Source organism: Microcystis sp. T1-4 (assembly GCF_000297435.1).
GTDB lineage: Bacteria > Cyanobacteriota > Cyanobacteriia > Cyanobacteriales > Microcystaceae > Microcystis.
Genome location: NZ_CAIP01000095.1, coordinates 1 through 19,040, shown reverse-complemented (window position 1 = coordinate 19,040; position 19,040 = coordinate 1). Strand labels below are relative to the sequence as shown.

Annotated in this window: 9 protein-coding genes, 2 tRNA genes and 1 pseudogene; 8 read left to right on the top strand and 4 right to left on the bottom strand. The window is 48.4% G+C overall.

Annotated elements, in window-relative coordinates; genetic code table 11:
* Positions 1-173: 173 nt before the first annotated feature.
* Entirely contained in the window at positions 174-509 is a 336-nt protein-coding gene (locus MICAI_RS05285) for a hypothetical protein (RefSeq protein WP_008198796.1), read from the bottom strand.
* A gap of 176 nt (positions 510-685) precedes the next feature.
* Between MICAI_RS05285 and MICAI_RS05280 the strand changes: the two genes are divergently transcribed.
* From MICAI_RS05280 to MICAI_RS05255, 6 genes and pseudogenes are all read left to right on the top strand, one after another.
* A complete protein-coding gene (locus MICAI_RS05280) occupies positions 686-2,287 on the top strand; it encodes a 2-isopropylmalate synthase (protein WP_008198795.1) in 1,602 nt (533 codons plus the stop codon).
* A gap of 676 nt (positions 2,288-2,963) precedes the next feature.
* Positions 2,964-4,214: an RNA polymerase sigma factor RpoD gene (gene rpoD, locus MICAI_RS05275; protein ID WP_008198793.1), complete on the top strand. Its 1,251-nt coding sequence runs from the start codon at positions 2,964-2,966 to the stop codon at positions 4,212-4,214.
* 545 nt (positions 4,215-4,759) lie between these two features.
* Positions 4,760-5,053: a 30S ribosomal protein S20 gene (rpsT, locus tag MICAI_RS05270; protein WP_002737368.1), complete on the top strand. Its 294-nt coding sequence runs from the start codon at positions 4,760-4,762 to the stop codon at positions 5,051-5,053.
* A 50-nt stretch (positions 5,054-5,103) separates the two neighbouring features.
* Positions 5,104-5,883 (top strand): TatD family hydrolase, encoded by a 780-nt coding sequence (locus MICAI_RS05265; RefSeq protein ID WP_008198789.1) that lies wholly within the window; start codon positions 5,104-5,106, stop codon positions 5,881-5,883.
* A gap of 227 nt (positions 5,884-6,110) precedes the next feature.
* Complete coding sequence (gene rpoB, locus MICAI_RS05260; protein ID WP_008198787.1) at positions 6,111-9,422, top strand: DNA-directed RNA polymerase subunit beta; 3,312 nt, start codon at positions 6,111-6,113, stop codon at positions 9,420-9,422.
* Positions 9,423-9,735: 313 nt separating this feature from the next.
* Positions 9,736-13,417 (top strand): annotated as a pseudogene (locus MICAI_RS05255) (DNA-directed RNA polymerase subunit beta'); the annotation flags it as partial.
* Positions 13,418-13,862: 445 nt separating this feature from the next.
* Here MICAI_RS05255 and MICAI_RS05250 read toward each other — a convergent pair.
* The 3 genes from MICAI_RS05250 to MICAI_RS05240 all read right to left on the bottom strand — a co-directional run bounded on the left by MICAI_RS05250 (position 13,863) and on the right by MICAI_RS05240 (position 14,683).
* Positions 13,863-13,936 (bottom strand) — tRNA-Pro (locus tag MICAI_RS05250).
* Positions 13,937-13,976: 40 nt separating this feature from the next.
* Positions 13,977-14,492 (bottom strand): GNAT family N-acetyltransferase, encoded by a 516-nt coding sequence (locus tag MICAI_RS05245; protein ID WP_008198782.1) that lies wholly within the window; start codon positions 14,490-14,492, stop codon positions 13,977-13,979.
* Between the two features lie 106 nt (positions 14,493-14,598).
* Positions 14,599-14,683: transfer RNA gene (locus MICAI_RS05240), tRNA-Ser, on the bottom strand.
* Positions 14,684-15,094: 411 nt separating this feature from the next.
* Here MICAI_RS05240 and MICAI_RS05235 point away from each other — a divergent pair.
* Both MICAI_RS05235 and MICAI_RS05230 read left to right on the top strand, forming a co-directional pair.
* Positions 15,095-15,856 (top strand): peptidylprolyl isomerase, encoded by a 762-nt coding sequence (locus tag MICAI_RS05235; RefSeq protein ID WP_008198780.1) that lies wholly within the window; start codon positions 15,095-15,097, stop codon positions 15,854-15,856.
* A gap of 75 nt (positions 15,857-15,931) precedes the next feature.
* Positions 15,932-18,901 carry a peptidase domain-containing ABC transporter gene (locus tag MICAI_RS05230; protein WP_008198778.1) on the top strand — a complete coding sequence of 990 codons (2,970 nt, stop codon included), beginning with the start codon at positions 15,932-15,934 and terminating at the stop codon, positions 18,899-18,901.
* Positions 18,902-19,040 lie beyond the last annotated feature (139 nt).

Genomic DNA, 19,040 nt, shown 5'->3' with positions numbered 1-19,040 from the left:
ATCAGTTATCAGTTATCAGTTATCAGTTATCAGTTATCAGTTATCAGTTATCAGTTCACTGTTTACTGATCACTGTTTACTGATCACTGAAAAAAACTCCCTTCTAGCCGTTTCCTAACAGTGGAGACTTGCTACCTCACCATTAAGATAATTGCTATATCTAGAGAATAAAACTACTTAGATTGGAAAAACTTTTTCCCTTCTTCAATAAGTTTATTAATATCCTTGAGAGAAACCCCAAAAATCGCTAAAACTCCCGTAAAGACTAACAAAAAACCAATCAAACTATTCCGATCATAGAGAAATAAACCCACCAAAACGATAAAATAGGGAGAGAGAATTTTACTAATATTTTCAACTACAGTAACCACCTCGGGCGGGGGAGTCTCAACAAGATTAATATCAGTTTTATCCTGATCCGGTTCAAGATTTTGCTTAATTGAAAACATCACCTCCTGTAGGTCTTTTACCTCCGGTGGGTTCGGTTCCTTCGCTGGTTTGCCAAACATTGTTAACTCCCTCGCCAATTTATCCATATCCTCTATGGTAGCCAAAAAAAAGGCAAGCAGGAAAAGTGCGAGCAGGTCGAGAGATTCTCAGCGCAATTTTCCTTAACAACCCCCTCGGCCTCAGCTGCTATAATCAGAGGAACAACTCCCAAGTTCGTTAACGGTACAAAAAAACTATGAATACCAGTCCAGACCGTGTGATTATCTTCGATACCACCCTTCGAGATGGGGAACAGTCCCCGGGTGCCGCTTTAAATGTGGATGAGAAGCTAACCATAGCGCGCGCACTGGCACGACTGGGAGTTGATGTCATTGAAGCAGGTTTTCCCCACGCTAGTCCGGGGGACTTTGAAGCTGTACAGAAAATTGCCGCCAGCGTCGGCAGCGAAGCTGATAGCCCGATTATTTGCGGATTAGCCCGGGCTACCCAAAAAGATATTAAATCAGCAGCCGATGCGCTCAGACCCGCCGCCAAGCCCAGAATTCACACCTTCCTAGCCACATCTGATATCCACCTCCAATATAAACTTAAGAAGACTCGTCAGGAAGTTCTTGAGATTGTGCCAGAAATGGTGGCCTATGCCAAATCCTTCCTTAATGATGTGGAATTTTCCCCCGAAGATGCCGGCCGCAGCGATCCGGAATTCCTCTACCAAGTCCTCGAAAGAGCGATCGCCGCAGGAGCCACCACCGTTAATATTCCCGATACCGTCGGTTACACCACCCCCAGCGAATTTGGGGCTTTAATCCGGGGAATTAAGGAAAATGTCCCCAATATCGACCAAGCGATTATCTCCGTCCATGGTCACGATGATCTAGGGTTAGCGGTGGCTAATTTCCTCGAAGCAGTTAAAAATGGCGCTCGACAGTTGGAATGTACCATTAACGGTATCGGTGAGCGTGCCGGTAATGCTTCCCTAGAAGAGTTGGTGATGGCCCTTCATGTCCGGCGCTCCTATTTTAATCCTTTCCTCGGTCGTCCAGCAGAGTCCACGGAACCTTTAACCAAGATCAACACCAAGGAAATCTATCGCACTTCTCGCCTAGTTTCTAATCTTACCGGCATGATCGTGCAACCGAATAAGGCGATCGTCGGTGCTAACGCTTTCGCACACGAGTCGGGAATCCATCAGGACGGGGTGTTAAAACATAAACTCACCTATGAGATTATGGATGCAGAATCGATCGGTTTGACCCATAATCAGATCGTTCTCGGTAAACTCTCTGGACGCAACGCTTTTCGCTCTCGTTTACAGGAATTGGGTTTTGAGCTTTCGGAAACGGAACTTAATAACGCTTTTATCCAGTTTAAGGAAATGGCCGATCGCAAAAAGGAAATCACCGATCGCGATCTAGAAGCGATTGTTAACGATGAAATCGATACGGTTCCCGATCACTTCCGCCTTGAGTTAGTACAAGTGTCCTGTGGCAATAGTGCCAGACCCACGGCCACGGTAACGATTCGCACTCCCGACGGTAGCGAGTTATCCGATGCGGCCATTGGTACAGGCCCAGTGGATGCTCTCTGCAAAGCGATCGATCGAGTGGTGCAGATTCCGAACGAATTAATCTCTTTCTCGGTGCGAGAAGTTACCGAGGGAATCGATGCTTTAGGAGAAGTGACTATCCGTCTCCGTTACGAAGGACGCACCTATTCTGCTCGCGCGGCCGATACCGATATTATTGTCGCCTCCGCTCGCGCCTACGTCAGTGCCTTAAACCGTCTCCACGTCGCACTGCAGCAGAAGGAAAAAACCTCAGAAATGCTACAAGTCTAGATAGGGTTTTAGGGTGTTGGGGTATTAGGGTTTTAGTTGAAATTCCCCCATCACCCCACTTCCCCACACCCCACACCCCACTTCCCCATCTCCCCACACCCCACACCCCACGTCGCTGTTGGAGAAAATCTTAAATTTGTCTCGCAAATTTCTAAAATGTTGCTAAGTTAATAGTATGAGCTTGCGCTCTAATGATCGTGGTGCGAATGTACCAAAATAAGATTCCCGTAAAAGCAATGAGGGATGAAATTTATCCGTAAGAATCCGATCAAATTAAATACAATAGCTAAGGACTAAAGGAATTAGCCAAGGGAAATAGGGATTATTTTCCCCTTGCCAGTGGGAACAGTTAACCCGCCCGATAATTCCTTTGATTGTTAGCTATCTGGTCAACACCGCAGACAAACCGGCGATCGGATTTCGGTCTTCCAGCCATTTACCCAATTTTTGCAGGAGCCAGATTATGAGTTGACCGAGCTAAAACAGCATTCCGTGTCGCTAAAATCGCATCGACACAAGAGAATTTAAGCAAAGATCTTCTCCCATTTGTTGTAATTAAAGCTACAATCGGAAAAGTCTTTCCCCGTCTCGGATTTGAGACACAAATTCGTTCAGTATCACCTAGATTGAGATTCGATCTTCTAGTTTTGCACAGAAGGAGCAAGAGGAAAACGGCATGACGCAGGCCCACGATGTACTAACCCTTACCGAGCCGCAATTGGATTTAGATTTGATTGACCTAGACGAAGACTTCGATGATGAGGATATCGAGTTAGAGCTAGAAGAAACCAGCGATAGCAACGATGGCAAAAAAAACCGCCGCCTTGCCAGCGCTCGTCGTCGCGACGCGGCCAGAAAAAAACCCTATACGGAAGATTCGATTCGGATTTATCTGCAAGAGATCGGCAGGATTCGGTTATTGAGAGCGGAGGAGGAGATCGAATTAGCGAGAAAAATCGCCGATCTACTGAAATTAGAGCGCATTCGCGAAGATTTTCGCCTCTATACCGATGCTGAATGGGGAAAACAGGTTTTCCTGTTCGAGCGCATCGAAAAAATTATCGTTGAAAAATCGGAAAAAGAACCGAAATTATCGGATATTAAGGCTTATTTAGGTAAGACGGAGCTAACGGCTCCCCTGGTGGAAGAATGGCTGGCCAAATCAAAGGAATACTTATCGGCCTTTAAGCGTCGATTGTACCATGGTCGTCGCGCTAAGGAAAAAATGGTACAATCGAACCTGCGTTTAGTGGTTTCGATCGCCAAGAAATACATGAATCGCGGTCTTTCCTTCCAAGATTTAATTCAAGAAGGTTCGCTCGGTTTGATCCGCGCCGCCGAAAAATTCGACCACGAAAAGGGTTATAAATTCTCCACCTATGCCACTTGGTGGATTCGTCAAGCCATCACCCGGGCGATCGCAGATCAATCCCGCACCATTCGTCTCCCCGTCCACCTCTACGAAACCATCTCCCGGATCAAAAAAACCACCAAGATTCTTTCTCAGGAAATGCGTCGCAAACCCACCGAGGAAGAAATCGCCACCAAGATGGAGATGACCATTGAAAAACTGCGTTTTATCGCAAAATCTGCCCAATTACCCATTTCTCTAGAGACTCCCATCGGTAAAGAAGAAGATTCCCGTTTAGGAGACTTTATCGAAGCGGATGGGGAAACCCCAGAAGATGAAGTTTCTAAAAATTTATTACGCGAGGATTTAGAAAATGTCCTCGATACCCTTAGTCCTCGTGAACGCGATGTGCTGCGTCTGCGCTACGGTTTGGATGACGGCCGGATGAAAACCCTCGAAGAAATCGGCCAAATCTTCAACGTCACTCGCGAGCGCATTCGTCAAATAGAAGCCAAGGCTCTGCGGAAACTGCGTCACCCTAACCGTAATAGTATCCTCAAAGAGTACATTCGTTAATTTCCCGCTCTCAAAAAACTGGCAACTGGGTCTCCTTGAGGCTCAGTTTTCTGGTGGTCTTTGCAGAAATATCTAGGGTTTGCGACAAAAAGTTTCTTGTGGGGTGTAGGGTTTGACCGATTTCTAGGAGGTCAATTACCTAATTTTCAGGGGAAAATTAGGTACTTTTTCCCTGAAAATATCAATAGTAACTGTTCAGGGGGGAAGGAAATCTGCTAAGTAGTCGTGCAAAATAAATTTCCTAGTGAAGAAAGGCAAGAGGCAAGAGGTGGTTAGTTAGATATGTGTAATTAATTTTGCTTAGGTACTTAATCTAGGTAATATGGATGGGCATTACCTACGGTTTAGCCGCTCAGGACAAGTTTAGCCCTTAGTTATCGGCACAGTTAGGGCAAAATCGCCTCAACCTCTTAATCCTCAATCCTTACCCATCTCTGGGGAACCTAACTTGTCTGGAAAACTCTTGCAACAAATAACACAAATCTGTTATCATGGTTTGTCTGTGTCCCGATTAACCATACCAGTATTGAGAACGAGAAACGACTGTGGCTAATACAAAGTCTGCACTCAAACGAGTCCAAATCTCCGAAAGAAATCGACTACGCAACAAAGCGTACAAGTCAGCCGTAAGAACCCTGATCAAAAAATGTCTTGTCGCTGTCTCGGCCTACGGAGCCAACCCCAGCCCAGAAGGCTTAGAAAGCGCCCAACAAGCTCTATCGGAAGCTTACAGTAAAATCGATAAAGCCGTCAAGCGCAACGTCTTGCACCGGAACAACGGCGCTAGAAAAAAAGCTGGTTTAGCCAAGGCTTTGCAAAAAGTTAGCCAAGCTTCCTAAGAAACAAGTAAGCTGTAATCAGGACAGACGCAACAAGCGATCGGGGGTCGATGCAATTAATAGATACGCACGTTCATTTGAACTTTGACGTTTTGCAAGCCGACTTGCCCGCTATCTCCGAACGTTGGCGAAGTGTGGGAGTCGTTCATCTGGTTCACTCCTGTGTCGAACCAGAAGAGTTTGCGGCGATTAAAGCCATTGCCGATCAATTTGAGGAAATTTCCTTCGCCGTCGGTTTACATCCCCTAGATGCCCAAAAATGGCGAGATAATAGTGCCGATCAGATCGAATCCCTAGCCCGATCTGATCGGCGCGTCGTGGCGATCGGGGAAATGGGTTTAGACTTCTATAAAGCGGATAATCAAGAGCAGCAAAAACAGGTCTTTTGGACGCAATTAGAAATCGCCCATCGTCTCGATAAACCCGTGATTATCCATTGTCGAGATGCGGCCCCGGTCATGCGGGAGGAAATCAGCGCTTTTAGGCAACAAGTGGGACAAATTCGCGGCGTGATGCACTGCTGGACTGGCAACCCCGAAGAAACTCAATGGTTTTTAGATTTGGGTTTTTACATCAGCTTTAGCGGCATTGTCACCTTCAAAAACAGTAAAACCGTGCAAGCTGCCGCCCAAATTGTCCCCAGCGATCGCCTACTGATCGAAACCGATTGCCCCTTTCTCTCCCCCAATCCCCACCGAGGTAAACCCTGTGAACCCTCTTTCGTCTTCCATGTGGCCGAAACCGTCGCCCGTCTGCGCGGCTATCCGGTCGAAACCCTAGCCGAACAAACCACCCACAACGCCCGCAACTTATTTCAACTCCCCAGTTAAAAAACATATTTTATTAGCACAGAGCAGGGAATGGGGAAATGGGGAAATGGGGAGACCACTTCGTGCGCGTTGCGGGGGGAAATGGGGAAATGGGGGGATTCAACTAAAACCCTAAAACCCCAAAACCCCAAAACCCTAAAACCCTAACATCCAACCCCCAACACCCAACCCCTCACTGCTCACTGATATCCGACCGTCGCTATCGTGTCATCAGCCCTTGTAACCCTATGAACAATCTGACCTTTAACCTCTTACCTGACCTCATCGAAATCCAACACTCCAGTTTTCGGTGGTTTTTGGAAGAAGGACTAATCGAGGAACTGAATAGCTTTTCCCCCATCAGCGACTATACAGGTAAATTAGAACTACATTTCCTCGGCCAGGACTACAGACTCAAAGAACCAAAATACAGCGTCGATGAGGCCAAACGACGCGATAGCAGCTATTCCGTTCAGATGTACGTTCCCACCCGTTTAATCAACAAAGAAACGGGAGAAAACATCGAACAGGAAGTCTTTATCGGCGATTTACCCCTGATGACCGAACGGGGAACCTTTATCATTAACGGGGCCGAACGAGTCATCGTCAATCAGATCGTCCGTTCCCCCGGTGTTTACTACAAAGCCGAAATCGACAAAAACGGTCGCCGTACCTACTCCGCTTCCCTGATTCCCAACCGAGGAGCTTGGTTAAAATTTGAAACCGACAAAAACGGCTTAGTTTGGGTCAGAATCGACAAAACTCGCAAATTATCCGCCCAAGTTCTCTTGAAAGCGATCGGATTGAGCGATAACGAAATCTTTGACTCCCTACGCCATCCCGAATTTTACCAAAAAACCCTCGACAAAGAAGGCAATCCCAGCGAAGAAGAGTCCCTCCTCGACCTGTACCGCAAACTACGCCCCGGAGAACCTCCCACCGTCACCGGCGGACAACAACTGCTCGAATCGCGCTTTTTTGACAATAAACGCTACGATCTCGGTCGCGTTGGTCGTTATAAACTCAACAAAAAACTACGCCTCAACGTCCCCGATAACCAGCGCGTTCTCACCACCACCGACATCTTAGCGGCGATCGACTACCTAATTAACCTCGAATTTGACATCGGCAACACCGACGACATCGACCACCTCGGCAACCGTCGCGTCCGTTCCGTGGGTGAACTGCTACAAAACCAAGTGCGAGTAGGTTTAAACCGCTTAGAAAGAATCATTCGGGAACGGATGACCGTCAGCGAATCCCAAAACCTCACCCCCGCTTCCCTAGTCAACCCGAAACCCCTAGTAGCGGCCATTAAAGAATTCTTTGGTTCCTCGCAACTCTCCCAGTTCATGGATCAAACCAACCCCCTAGCGGAATTGACCCATAAACGCCGTATCTCCGCCCTTGGACCCGGCGGTCTGACCCGGGAACGGGCCGGTTTTGCCGTGCGCGACATTCACCCCTCCCACCACGGCCGCATCTGTCCGGTGGAAACCCCCGAAGGTCCCAACGCCGGTCTAATCGGTTCCCTAGCCACCTACGCTCGCGTCAACGACTACGGTTTTATTGAAACCCCCTGTTATGCGGTGGAAAATGGCCGAGTCCGCTACGATCTCCCCGTTAAATACCTCACCGCCGACGAAGAAGACGATCTCAGAGTCGCCCCGGGAGACGTGGCCACCGATGAAAATGGTTATATCCTCGGCGAAACTATCCCCGTGCGCTATCGGCAGGAATTCTCCACCACCTCCCCCGAACAAGTGGACTACGTTTGTGTTTCCCCCGTCCAAATTGTCTCGGTGGCCACTTCCCTGATTCCCTTCCTCGAACACGACGACGCTAACCGCGCCCTCATGGGTTCTAATATGCAACGACAAGCGGTTCCCCTGCTGCGTCCCGAACGTCCCCTTGTGGGAACGGGATTGGAAGCACAGGCCGCTCGCGACTCCGGCATGGTCATCGTTTCCCGTACCAATGGGGTCGTTTCCTACGTCGATGCTAACCGGATTCGCATCAAAGTGGCGGATGAAGACAAAGAGATTTTTGGTAAGAGCGAGATCGAGTACGAAATTCAGAAATATCAACGCTCTAACCAAGATACCTGCCTAAATCAGCGTCCTTTAGTCTATCAAGGGGAACAGGTTGTCCCCGGGCAGATCCTCGCCGATGGTTCCGCCACCGAAGGAGGAGAAATCGCCCTCGGACAGAATATCCTCGTCGCCTATATGCCCTGGGAAGGCTATAACTACGAAGACGCGATTTTAATCAGTGAAAGACTGGTGGCTCAAGATGTCTATACCAGTATCCACATCGAAAAATACGAAATCGAAGCCCGTCAAACTAAACTTGGACCTGAGGAAATCACCAGGGAAATTCCCAACGTCGGTGAAGATGCCCTGCGAAACCTCGATGAACGCGGCATTATTCGCATCGGTGCTTGGGTAGAAGCCAGCGATATCCTCGTGGGCAAAGTCACCCCGAAAGGAGAATCAGACCAACCCCCTGAGGAAAAACTACTGCGGGCAATTTTCGGCGAAAAGGCCCGGGATGTACGGGATAACTCCCTACGCGTCCCCAACGGCGAAAAAGGCCGGGTGGTGGATGTGCGGGTATTTACCCGCGAACAGGGGGATGAATTACCCCCCGGGGCCAATATGGTGGTGCGGGTCTACGTTGCCCAAAAACGCAAAATCCAAGTGGGCGATAAAATGGCGGGTCGTCACGGCAATAAAGGGATTATTTCTCGGATTCTGCCCCTAGAAGATATGCCCTACCTCCCCGATGGTCGTCCCGTCGATATCGTTCTCAATCCCCTAGGGGTTCCCAGTCGCATGAACGTGGGTCAGGTGTTTGAATGTTTACTGGGTTGGGCCGGCGAAAATCTGGGCGTGCGCTTTAAGATTACTCCCTTTGACGAAATGTACGGGGAGGAAGCCAGCCGTTTAACCGTCCACGGATTGCTCGAAAATGCCTCGAAAAAACCTAATCGCGATTGGGTTTTCAAGGAAGAACACGCCGGCAAAGTTACCGTCTATGATGGTCGCACCGGCGAACCCTTTGACCGTCCCGTTACCGTCGGTATGGCCTATATGTTAAAACTGGTTCACCTGGTTGATGATAAGATTCACGCCCGTTCTACCGGTCCCTACTCTTTAGTTACTCAGCAACCCTTGGGCGGTAAAGCTCAACAGGGGGGCCAGCGCTTCGGAGAAATGGAAGTCTGGGCCCTGGAGGCCTACGGGGCAGCCTATACCTTGCAGGAATTGCTAACGGTGAAATCCGACGATATGCAAGGACGGAATGAGGCTTTAAATGCGATCGTAAAAGGTAAGCCGATTCCCCGCCCGGGTACGCCAGAATCCTTTAAGGTTTTGATGCGAGAATTGCAATCCCTCGGCCTCGATATCGCCGTTCACAAGGTGGAAAATGCCCCCGATGGTACTTCCCGCGATGTGGAGGTGGATCTGATGGTCGATGTCGGCCGTCGCGCCCCCTCTCGCCCCACCTACGAATCCTTAACCACGGAAGACCTTGAGGAAGAAGAATCGGAAGTGTAATTTCAGTTATCAGTTATCAGTTATCAGTTATCAGTTATCAGTGAGAAGTCAGGAGTCAGTCCCGATGAAAAAATTTTCACCCCCAGAGATGAAAGAGGTTTCTTTCCCCACACCCCACACCCCACACCCTACACCCTCTTTCCAGTCAGGAGACAGGAGAGAATTTTCCAGGAAAAAGCAAAAAAAAGGACAGTAAAGTAAAAATTTGCCTATTCCCCGTTCCCTATTCCCTGTTTTCTGTTCCCTTTTCTAACTGATAGCTGAATGCTGAATGCTGATAGCTAATAGCTGTTTACTTGTTACCCGGATCGAGATGTTTTATAACCAAACTGTTGACAAAGGAAAACTAAAAAAACTGATCGCTTGGGCCTATCAAAACTACGGTTCGGCGCGCTGTTCACAAATGGCCGATGAATTGAAAAACCTCGGTTTTCGTTTCGCTACCAAAGCAGGGGTTTCCATTAGTGTGGATGATTTAACCGTACCGCCGGCTAAACGACAGATGATCGAAAGTGCCGAACAGGAAATCCGGCAAACCGAACAGCGTTATGTGCGCGGGGAAATCACCGAAGTGGAACGCTTCCAAAAAGTAATTGACACTTGGAATAGTACATCTGAATCGCTTAAAGATGAAGTAATTCGCAACTTCCAAGTTACCGATCCCCTCAACTCCGTCTATATGATGGCTTTCTCCGGAGCGCGGGGTAATATGAGCCAAGTACGTCAGTTAGTGGGAATGCGGGGGTTAATGGCTAATCCCCAGGGGGAAATTATCGACCTCCCGATTAAGACTAACTTCCGGGAAGGATTGACCGTTACCGAATACGTTATTTCCTCCTACGGGGCGCGCAAAGGTTTAGTTGATACAGCCCTACGGACGGCAGATTCCGGTTATTTGACTCGTCGTCTCGTCGATGTGTCCCAAGATGTCATCGTCCGCGAGGCCGATTGTGGCACCAATCGTTACATCGAATTAACCGCCATGACCGATGGCGATCGCGTGTTAATTCCCTTAAGCGATCGCCTATTAGGGCGCTCCCTGGCCGAAGATGTGGTGGTCAACGGAGAAGTGATCGCCACCCGTAACCAGATTATCGATGACGAAACCGCCGAAAAACTGGGCAAACTGGTCGATAAAATCAAAGTCCGCAGCCCCTTAACCTGTGAAGCAGCCCGCTCGGTTTGCCAAACCTGTTACGGTTGGAGTCTGGCCCACGGTCATCCGGTAGATATGGGGGAAGCAGTGGGGATTATTGCCGCCCAATCGATCGGGGAACCGGGGACTCAGTTAACCATGCGGACCTTCCACACCGGGGGCGTATTTACCGGAGAAGTAGCCCGGCAAGTGCGGAGTCCCTTCGAGGGAACTGTGCGTTTTCTGCCGGGGTTAAGTATCCGTAACGTGCGAACCCGCCACGGAGATGAACGGGATCAAGTGGAGGCCCCAGGGGAAATTAAATTAACACCCAGGGATAAAACTAAAGAAACTGTCACCTACTCTTTGACTCCTGGTTCACTGCTATTCGTCACCGATGGGGCAACAGTAAGCGAGGAACAGTTACTAGCGGAAATTACCTCCGATAAAGTCCAAAAATCTACGGAAAAAGCGACGAAAGACGTAACCAGTGACTTAGCCGGCGAGGTGCTATTCTCCCAATTAGTCCCAGAGGAAAAAACCGATCGCCAAGGCAACACCACCCGCATCGCCCAACGGGGGGGATTACTATGGATTCTCTCCGGAGAAGTGTATAACTTGCCCCCAGGGGCCGAACCCGTGGTCAGTAACGGCGATCAAGTCCAAGTGGGGGATGTTCTGGCGGAAACTAAGTTGGTATCCACTAACGGCGGTTTGGTGCGTTTAGCCCCCAATAGCCGGGAAATCGATATCGTCACCGCTTCCGTGTCTTTGGATCAGGCCGAAGTAAAGGTAGAAAGTAGTGCCGGTCGGGAACAATTTATTATTCATACCGGAGATGGTCAACGCTTCCTGCTGAAAACCACTCCGGGGACAAAAGTACAGAATCATGCCATTGTCGCCGAGTTAATCGATGATCGCTATCAAACCCACACCGGCGGCATGATTAAATACGTCGATATCGAAGTCTCCAAAGGCAGCCGCAAACAGGGTTATGAAATCACCAAAGGCGGCACGATCCTCTGGATTCCCGAAGAAACTCACGAAGTTAATAAAGATATCTCCCTCTTACAGGTGGAAGATGGGCAGTATGTGGAAGCAGGGGAAGAAGTGGTTAAAGACATCTTCTGTAACTCTAGCGGTGTGGTGGAAGTGATCCAGAAAAATGACATCCTCCGGGAGATTATTGTCAAACCGGGGCTGTTATTTATGGATCTCGAACCGGAATCCTCCGGAATTGCCCAAGAACAGTTAATTTACCCTGGAACACAGTTGACTCCCGAAGTCACGATCGAAGAGTTACGGCAAGCGGAATGGGTGGAAACTAACGAGGGTTTGGGGCTACTACTGCGACCAGTACAGGAGTTCACCGTCGATGACCAATCCACTTCTCCGACCCAAGGGTCCGCTAACCAAGAAGGGGGACGGCATATCGAATTGCGATCGGTGCAGCGCATCTTCTTTAAAGACGGGGAAAGAGTTAAATCCGTCGAGGGTTGTCAACTGATCAGCACCCAATTAGTCCTAGAAATTTCTAGCGAAGAACCAGAATCGGTCTCCCATCTGACGGCTGATATCGAGCTAGAACCGATTGAGGACAGCGATTGTCAGCGTTTACAGTTAGTTATTCTGGAATCTCTGGTGCTGCGTCGGGATAGCGATGGTGATCCTTTAGGGGGTAATATTCAGACTCGCGTTCTCGTCCAAGATGGCGATGAAATTCCACCGGGGGCAGTGGTAGCCCGCACCGAGATCCAGTGTAAGGAAACTGGAGAAATTCGCGGGATTCGCAAGGGGAGCGAAGCGGTGCGCCGTCTTTTAATCGTGCGTACCAGTGACGAGTTTATTCTCCCGATCTCTGTTGCTGCCACCGTCAAGGCCGGGGATCTGGTAATCGCCGAAACCGAGATCGGTGCCGGAGTTTTAGCCCCCAATTCCGGTCAAGTGTTGGCCGTTGACAAAACCGCCACTGGCTATGATATCCGTCTGCGTAGCGCCCGACCCTACCGAGTATCGGCGGGGGCCATTCTGCACATCGATGAGGGGGATTTAGTCCAACGGGGCGATAATTTGGTGCTGTTGGTGTTTGAGCGCTCGAAAACTGGGGATATCATTCAAGGTTTACCCAGAATCGAAGAACTGCTCGAAGCACGCAAACCGAAAGAGGCTTGTGTCCTAGCACGCAAACCGGGAGTTTGTCAAGTGGAGTACCAAGATTCTGAGATTGTCGATATTAAGGTGGTCGAAGATGACGGCACGATCAGTGAATATCCGCTTTTAGGCAGTCAAAATCCTCTGGTGAGCGATAATCAGCGTATCGATGTGGGTCAGGCGTTAACCGATGGTCAGGCTAATCCCCACGAGATTTTAGAGGTGTTCTTTAATTATTATGTGGATAGCCTGGGCAGTTACGAAGCAGCCCTGAAGGCCTTAGAAAAAACCCAGATGTTCCTCGTTGATCAGGTACAGTCGGTCTATCAATCCCAGGGAATCGATATTGCCGATAAACACATCGAAGTGATCGTGCGTCAGATGACCTCTAAGGTGCGGATCGATGACGGCGGCGATACCAGTATGTTACCCGGGGAATTGTTGGAACTGCGACAGGTGGAGACGGTCAACGAAGCCATGTCGATCACCGGCGGGGCGGCGGCTAAATATACGCCTGTACTACTGGGAATCACCAAGGCCTCCTTGAATACCGATAGCTTTATCAGTGCCGCCTCCTTCCAAGAAACCACCCGCGTTCTCACCGAAGCGGCGATCGAAGGCAAGTCCGACTGGTTACGCGGTCTCAAGGAAAACGTGATTATCGGTCGTCTGATTCCGGCAGGTACTGGCTTCAATGCCCACGAAAACACGGCGGGGATCGGCGATTACCCCCCCCCAGAGGAGGAATATAACTACAACAATCGTAGCTATTACGCTGCCCCCGGCGGGATCGGACTCCCCCCCCGTCCCGGTTTCGGCGATAGTAGTGACGATAGCGATATGATTCTTGACGATCAAACCGCTCGCGCCTACGCTGAGGGTGATGTGGTCGATTTAGAGGATGATGAAATGGCTTTCCTCTCCTCCCGCGGGAGCAGTCGCTTTAGTCGCCCACCTATCAGCGATCGCTGGTCAGCAGCTGATGAGGAAGGAGAGGAGGACGATTTCGAGGAGGATTACGAAGAAGAAGAATAATCCTCGGTCGAGATATTACAAGCAGCAGTGGGAGACATGGGGAGGCCAGGGCAATTTTTCTAGAGAAAAACCCTGATGATTCCCCAAGAATCTCCTACTTCTCCGAATTTTCTCTTAAGTCGGGATGACAGGATTTGAACCTGCGGCATCCTGCTCCCAAAGCAGGCGCGCTACCAAGCTGCGCTACATCCCGAAGTGAACTCTTTTTTTAGTATAGCCTAAGAGCGGCGTTCTTAATCGGGATACCAAAACATCCCTTTAATACCTTCGGGATCGAGAACAAAACCGAGACGACGATAGAAATCCACCACCTGCGGATCGGCGAAAAGAGTTATATTACTGATGTCCTCACCTCGCAACTTCCTGATCATAAATTTTATTAAGGCTTTACCAAAGCCTTTACTTTGATAGTTAGGATGAACCACCACATCCCAGACCGTAGCATTAAAAGCGTGATCGGAAGTGGCACGAGCAAAACCCACTAAACGACGACGATTACCTCGCACTTCCCACATCGACACCACTAAAAAACTACATTCGATCGCCTTTTTAACTTTGCGTAAAGGACGACGGGCCCAACCTACCGAGTCACAAAGTTCTTCTAACTCATATAGGTCTAGCTCTCGATCGGTACTAAAAAACACTCGTGTCTGTCCGAGGTCATTCTGGGCAACCTCTACCAAGTCTCCCGAATAGTCAGGTGATGCAGTGACTTCGGAACTATTAAACAATCTTTTCCAAAAAACCATGCCAGGGGGCTATCGCCTCAATATTATCCTTTTAGCCTAGTATATTTTATTTTCCCCTCCCTACCAACAATCGGGACACCTGAGCGCCAATTTGATTGGTTGAGTACGGAGAGGGTGGGATTTGAACCCACGAACCATTGCTGGTTACTCGATTTCAAGTCGAGCGCAATCGACCACTCTGCCACCTCTCCAAGGCAGTCAGACCTATATCCTATCATTACATCTCTTGCATAAATCAAAAAAAATTTTTTCCGCAAATGTAGGGAAAAGGGCAGGGTTAAAGGTTAAAATTTCCCCTTCCCCCCTTCCCCCACTTCTGCAAGAAGTCTATTCTAGTTAATTAGAGGCGTAATTAGGGGTTTCCGAGCCGGATTTTGGGGGGACGATCGGCCAGACCAGAGCTACTTCCCCTCACCATCCCCACCCAGAGAACCGACTTATTTCTTTAATTTCTGTAATCTTCGGCTTTCATGGGGGAAAACTACAATTAAAATGGGGGGGTGTCTTGAAATCGCTGTTTTGACGTATAATCACCTCAATAAAATTTAGAAGCTTCTAGAGTTTATAGTTTTAAACCTTTCTGTGGGGAAAATGTATTTATTATGAGTTCAATTATTGAAATCGGCGAGCAAAAAATTAGCGACTCACAGGTCTTGCCTCTTTTGACCAAATATGGTATGTTACCGCAGTTAATCCGGGAAGTAATTATCGAGCAAGCGATCGCCAATAGCAGCTGCAATCCTGAAGAAAGAAACGCCGCCTATTCCCGTTTCTATCAAAATAATCAAATTGCCAACGATGAACAAATGAAATCTTGGTTACGACAAAACGGGATGGATTCCGAACAACTAGAATATCTAATTCTTCGGGACATTAAATTGGAAAAATTTAAACAGGAGACTTGGGATAACAAAGTAGAATCCTACTTCTTGCAAGTCAAAAATCAATTGGATAAGGTGGTTTATTCGCTGATTCGGACAAAAAATCTCGGCATTGCCCAGGAACTATTTTTCCGGATACAGGATCGAGAAAATAGCTTCGCTGAACTAGCCAAAAAATATTCCCAAGGATCAGAAGCGGAAACCGGAGGACTGCTCGGACCGGTGGAACTGAGCGTCCCCCATCCCCAGATCGGGCAAATTCTCAAAGCAAGTAAACCGGGGCAACTGTGGCCACCGACGCAAGTGGGAGAATGGGTCGTGATTGTCCGGTTAGAAAAATATTTATCCTGTGAACTGGATACTCCCACCCGTCAACGCTTACGCAATGATTTATTCCAACAATGGTTAATGACTCAAATGCAAACAGTGAAATTTATCTCCGAATCAACCCCAGTCAATAGCGAGCAGGTATCGGTTATATAGCATCCCTTGCAAAGCTGGGTAAACCCAGTCTTTTCGCTTAATTATTTGCCAACTTAGTCAATTTTCGCCTAGCTAATGAGTTACACCACTTTAGATTTTACCGCCTTTCTGGAGACTGTACAGCCCTTTGATCGCCTGCCCGTCGAGGTTAGACGTTCTCTGGGCCAGAAATTACAACCCTTTCGCTATGAGATGGGCAATGCCATACTCAAGTGCGACCGCTTACCCTCTCACCTCGTTCTTCTCTACCAGGGAGAGGCCAGACTTTTGGGTTACGATGCTAGGGTTAACAATCCGTTGCCGGTTACTTTGGCTAAATTGCAGCCGGCCGATTTATTCGGGTGGATTAGTCTTCTGCGCGGTAGTCCCTGTGAAACGGTGATCGCTTCTTCGGAAGTCACGATCTGTTTAACCTTAAAAGAAGAGGATTTTTGGTATTTAATCAATAATTACCCCGAATTTAAGGAACATTTCTTTAAAGAAACCTCAATCGCTGAAGTTTATGCTGTCCTAGGCTCCTATCTTAATCAACAGGCCTGGGGTGGGGGGGACCTGAAAGAAATTGCTCAGGCTCTTTTAAACAAAGCTTGTGTGTCCTACAACCAGATTAACGATGATTATCTCTGGTTAGTCAGCGAAAATACCGATAATTATCCTATCGGCACAGTTATCACCCAGAATAATCCGACTAACGCCCGCTTATTAGGTCTTTCCTCCAATCAGTTAGACGAATTCCTGACAGTTGCCACCGAAGCGGCCGCAGCAACAGAAACGGATGATATCTGGGAAACCCAAGTCATCAAGGGAAATAAACCCACCCAGGTATTGGATATCCCCCAAGGAAGAATAAGCGACATCACCAGCGATATCGACCTTGAAAAAACTGTCCAGAAAAACCAGAAATCCTATCCTTTTTTCAGGGGAAAAACGGAACTAGAGGCGGTGAGTGCCTGTTTTCAGATGATCTGCAAATATTTTAATATCCCCTTTCGCAAGGACGTGATCCAACGCATACTAAGGGATCAACTGCAAAGAACTGGCAGCCTTTCCCTGCCCCTGTGTGGGGCTGTGGCTGAGGTAGTGGGACTCCATAGCCAATTAGTACCCCTAAATGCTACTTCCTTGCCCAATATCAACCCTCCTGCCCTAATTCGCTGGCAAGACACCATCGTTATCCTCTACGAAATTAATCAACGGGAAACCACGATCGCCGTTCCCGAACGGGGGATAATTAAACGCAAAACCAGCGAATTTCTGGAATCTTGGGGCGAAAAAGGGGAAGTAATTCTGCTCAAACCCACCAAACACACCCAGCAACAGCGTTTTGGCTTATCATGGTTTTGGCCCTCTGTCAAGAAACATAAACGAGTCTTAATAGAAGTTTTTATCGCTTCTTTCTTCGTGCAGTTGTTTGCCCTAGCCAATCCCTTGATGATTCAGGTGATCATCGATAAAGTGATCGTGCAGAATAGCCCGGAAACTCTGAACACCCTCGGGGTTTTCCTCTTAGTAATTGCCGTTTTTGAGGGAATTTTAACCTTTTTGAGGACATCCCTTTTTGTCGATACCACTAACCGCATCGACATGACCCTCGGTTCGGAAATTATCGATCACCTGCTGCGCTTACCGCTGAAATACTTTGAACGGCGACCTGTGGGGGAAATTTCGACAAGAATCAACGAATTAGAGAATATTCGGCAATTTTTAACAGGTACAGCCCTAACGGTGGTATTAGATGCCATTTTCTCGGTTATCTACATCGTGGTTATGTTGATCTATAGCCCGATCCTAACCGTTTGGGCCCTGGGAGTCGTGCCGATTTTAGTTCTCTCCACAGCTATTTTCGCACCGATCGTGCGGCGACAACTGCGAGCAAAAGCGGAACGAAACGCCGAAACCCAATCCTATCTAGTGGAGGTAATGACGGGAATCCAAACCGTGAAAGCACAGAATATCGAATTGCGTTCCCGTTGGCAGTGGCAAGAGCGTTATGCTCGCTATGTGGCCGAAGGTTTTCAAACGGTCATGACCTCAACTTTGGCCGGTTCCTTTAGTCACTTCTTTAACCAATTATCGGGTTTATTAGTGCTGTGGGTGGGAGCAGCCTTAGTTTTAGACGGAAAACTCACTCTCGGTCAATTAATCGCCTTCCGGATTATCTCTTCCTACGTTACCTCGCCGATTCTGCGTTTGACCCAACTCTGGCAAAACTTCCAAGAAACCGGCTTATCCCTGGAAAGATTGGCCGATATCGTCGATACTCCCCAAGAAGCGGAACTAGATCGCCAAAATATACCCATGCCCTTAATTAAAGGCCATGTCACCTACGAAAACCTCGCTTTCCGCTTCAATCCCCACGGCGCCCTGCAACTATACAACGTCAATTTAGAATTCCCCGCCGGTACTTTTGTCGCTTTGGTGGGAGAAAGTGGTGCCGGGAAAAGTACCATCACTAAACTATTAGCCCGTCTCTACGAACCAGAATCGGGACGGATTCTCATTGATGGCTATGATATCAATAAAGTGGAACTCTATTCCCTGCGTCGTCAAATCGGCATGGTTCCCCAAGAAACCCTATTATTTGACGGTACGGTACAGGAAAATATCGCCCTGACTAACCCAGATGCTACTGTGGAGGAAATTGTCTCGGCAGCGAAAACAGCGGCGGCCCACGAATTTATTATGACCCTGCCCAATGGCTATAATACCCGCGTCGGTGAACGGGGGGCATCCCTATCGGGGGGACAACGACAACGGGTTGCCATCGCTCGTTCCGTCCTGCAAAGACCGCAAATTCTCATTCTTGATGAGGCCACCAGCGCCCTCGACTATAACACCGAACGGCAAGTGTGTCTGAATCTCAAAGAAGCTTTCAAGGATCATACGGTCTTTTTTATCACCCATCGTCTAGCTTCGATCAAATCCGCCGATATTATTGTCATGATGGATAAAGGGACAGTAGCGGAGGAAGGCACCCACGAGGAATTAATGGCCAAAAAAGGCCTTTACTATACTCTCTATAAACAACAGGATTCGCAAATCTAGTCAGTCAGTTATCAGTTATCAGTTATCAGTTATCAGTTATCAGTGATCAGTAAACGGTTATCGGTTCACTGATTACTGTTTACTGTTCACTGGACGGCTACGCCGTGCCTTTGGCAACACTGAAAAAATAAATATAGCT

Excerpts from the sequence above, each read along its gene's own strand:
- MICAI_RS05265 (WP_008198789.1), top strand. The coding sequence starts at position 5,104 with ATGCAATTAATAGATACGCACGTTCATTTGAACTTTGACGTTTTGCAA.
- rpoB (WP_008198787.1), top strand. The coding sequence starts at position 6,111 with ATGAACAATCTGACCTTTAACCTCTTACCTGACCTCATCGAAATCCAA.
- MICAI_RS05285 (WP_008198796.1), bottom strand. The coding sequence starts at position 509 with ATGTTTGGCAAACCAGCGAAGGAACCGAACCCACCGGAGGTAAAAGAC.
- MICAI_RS05230 (WP_008198778.1), top strand. The coding sequence starts at position 15,932 with ATGAGTTACACCACTTTAGATTTTACCGCCTTTCTGGAGACTGTACAG.
- MICAI_RS05235 (WP_008198780.1), top strand. The coding sequence starts at position 15,095 with ATGAGTTCAATTATTGAAATCGGCGAGCAAAAAATTAGCGACTCACAG.
- rpoD (WP_008198793.1), top strand. The coding sequence starts at position 2,964 with ATGACGCAGGCCCACGATGTACTAACCCTTACCGAGCCGCAATTGGAT.
- MICAI_RS05245 (WP_008198782.1), bottom strand. The coding sequence starts at position 14,492 with ATGGTTTTTTGGAAAAGATTGTTTAATAGTTCCGAAGTCACTGCATCA.
- MICAI_RS05280 (WP_008198795.1), top strand. The coding sequence starts at position 686 with ATGAATACCAGTCCAGACCGTGTGATTATCTTCGATACCACCCTTCGA.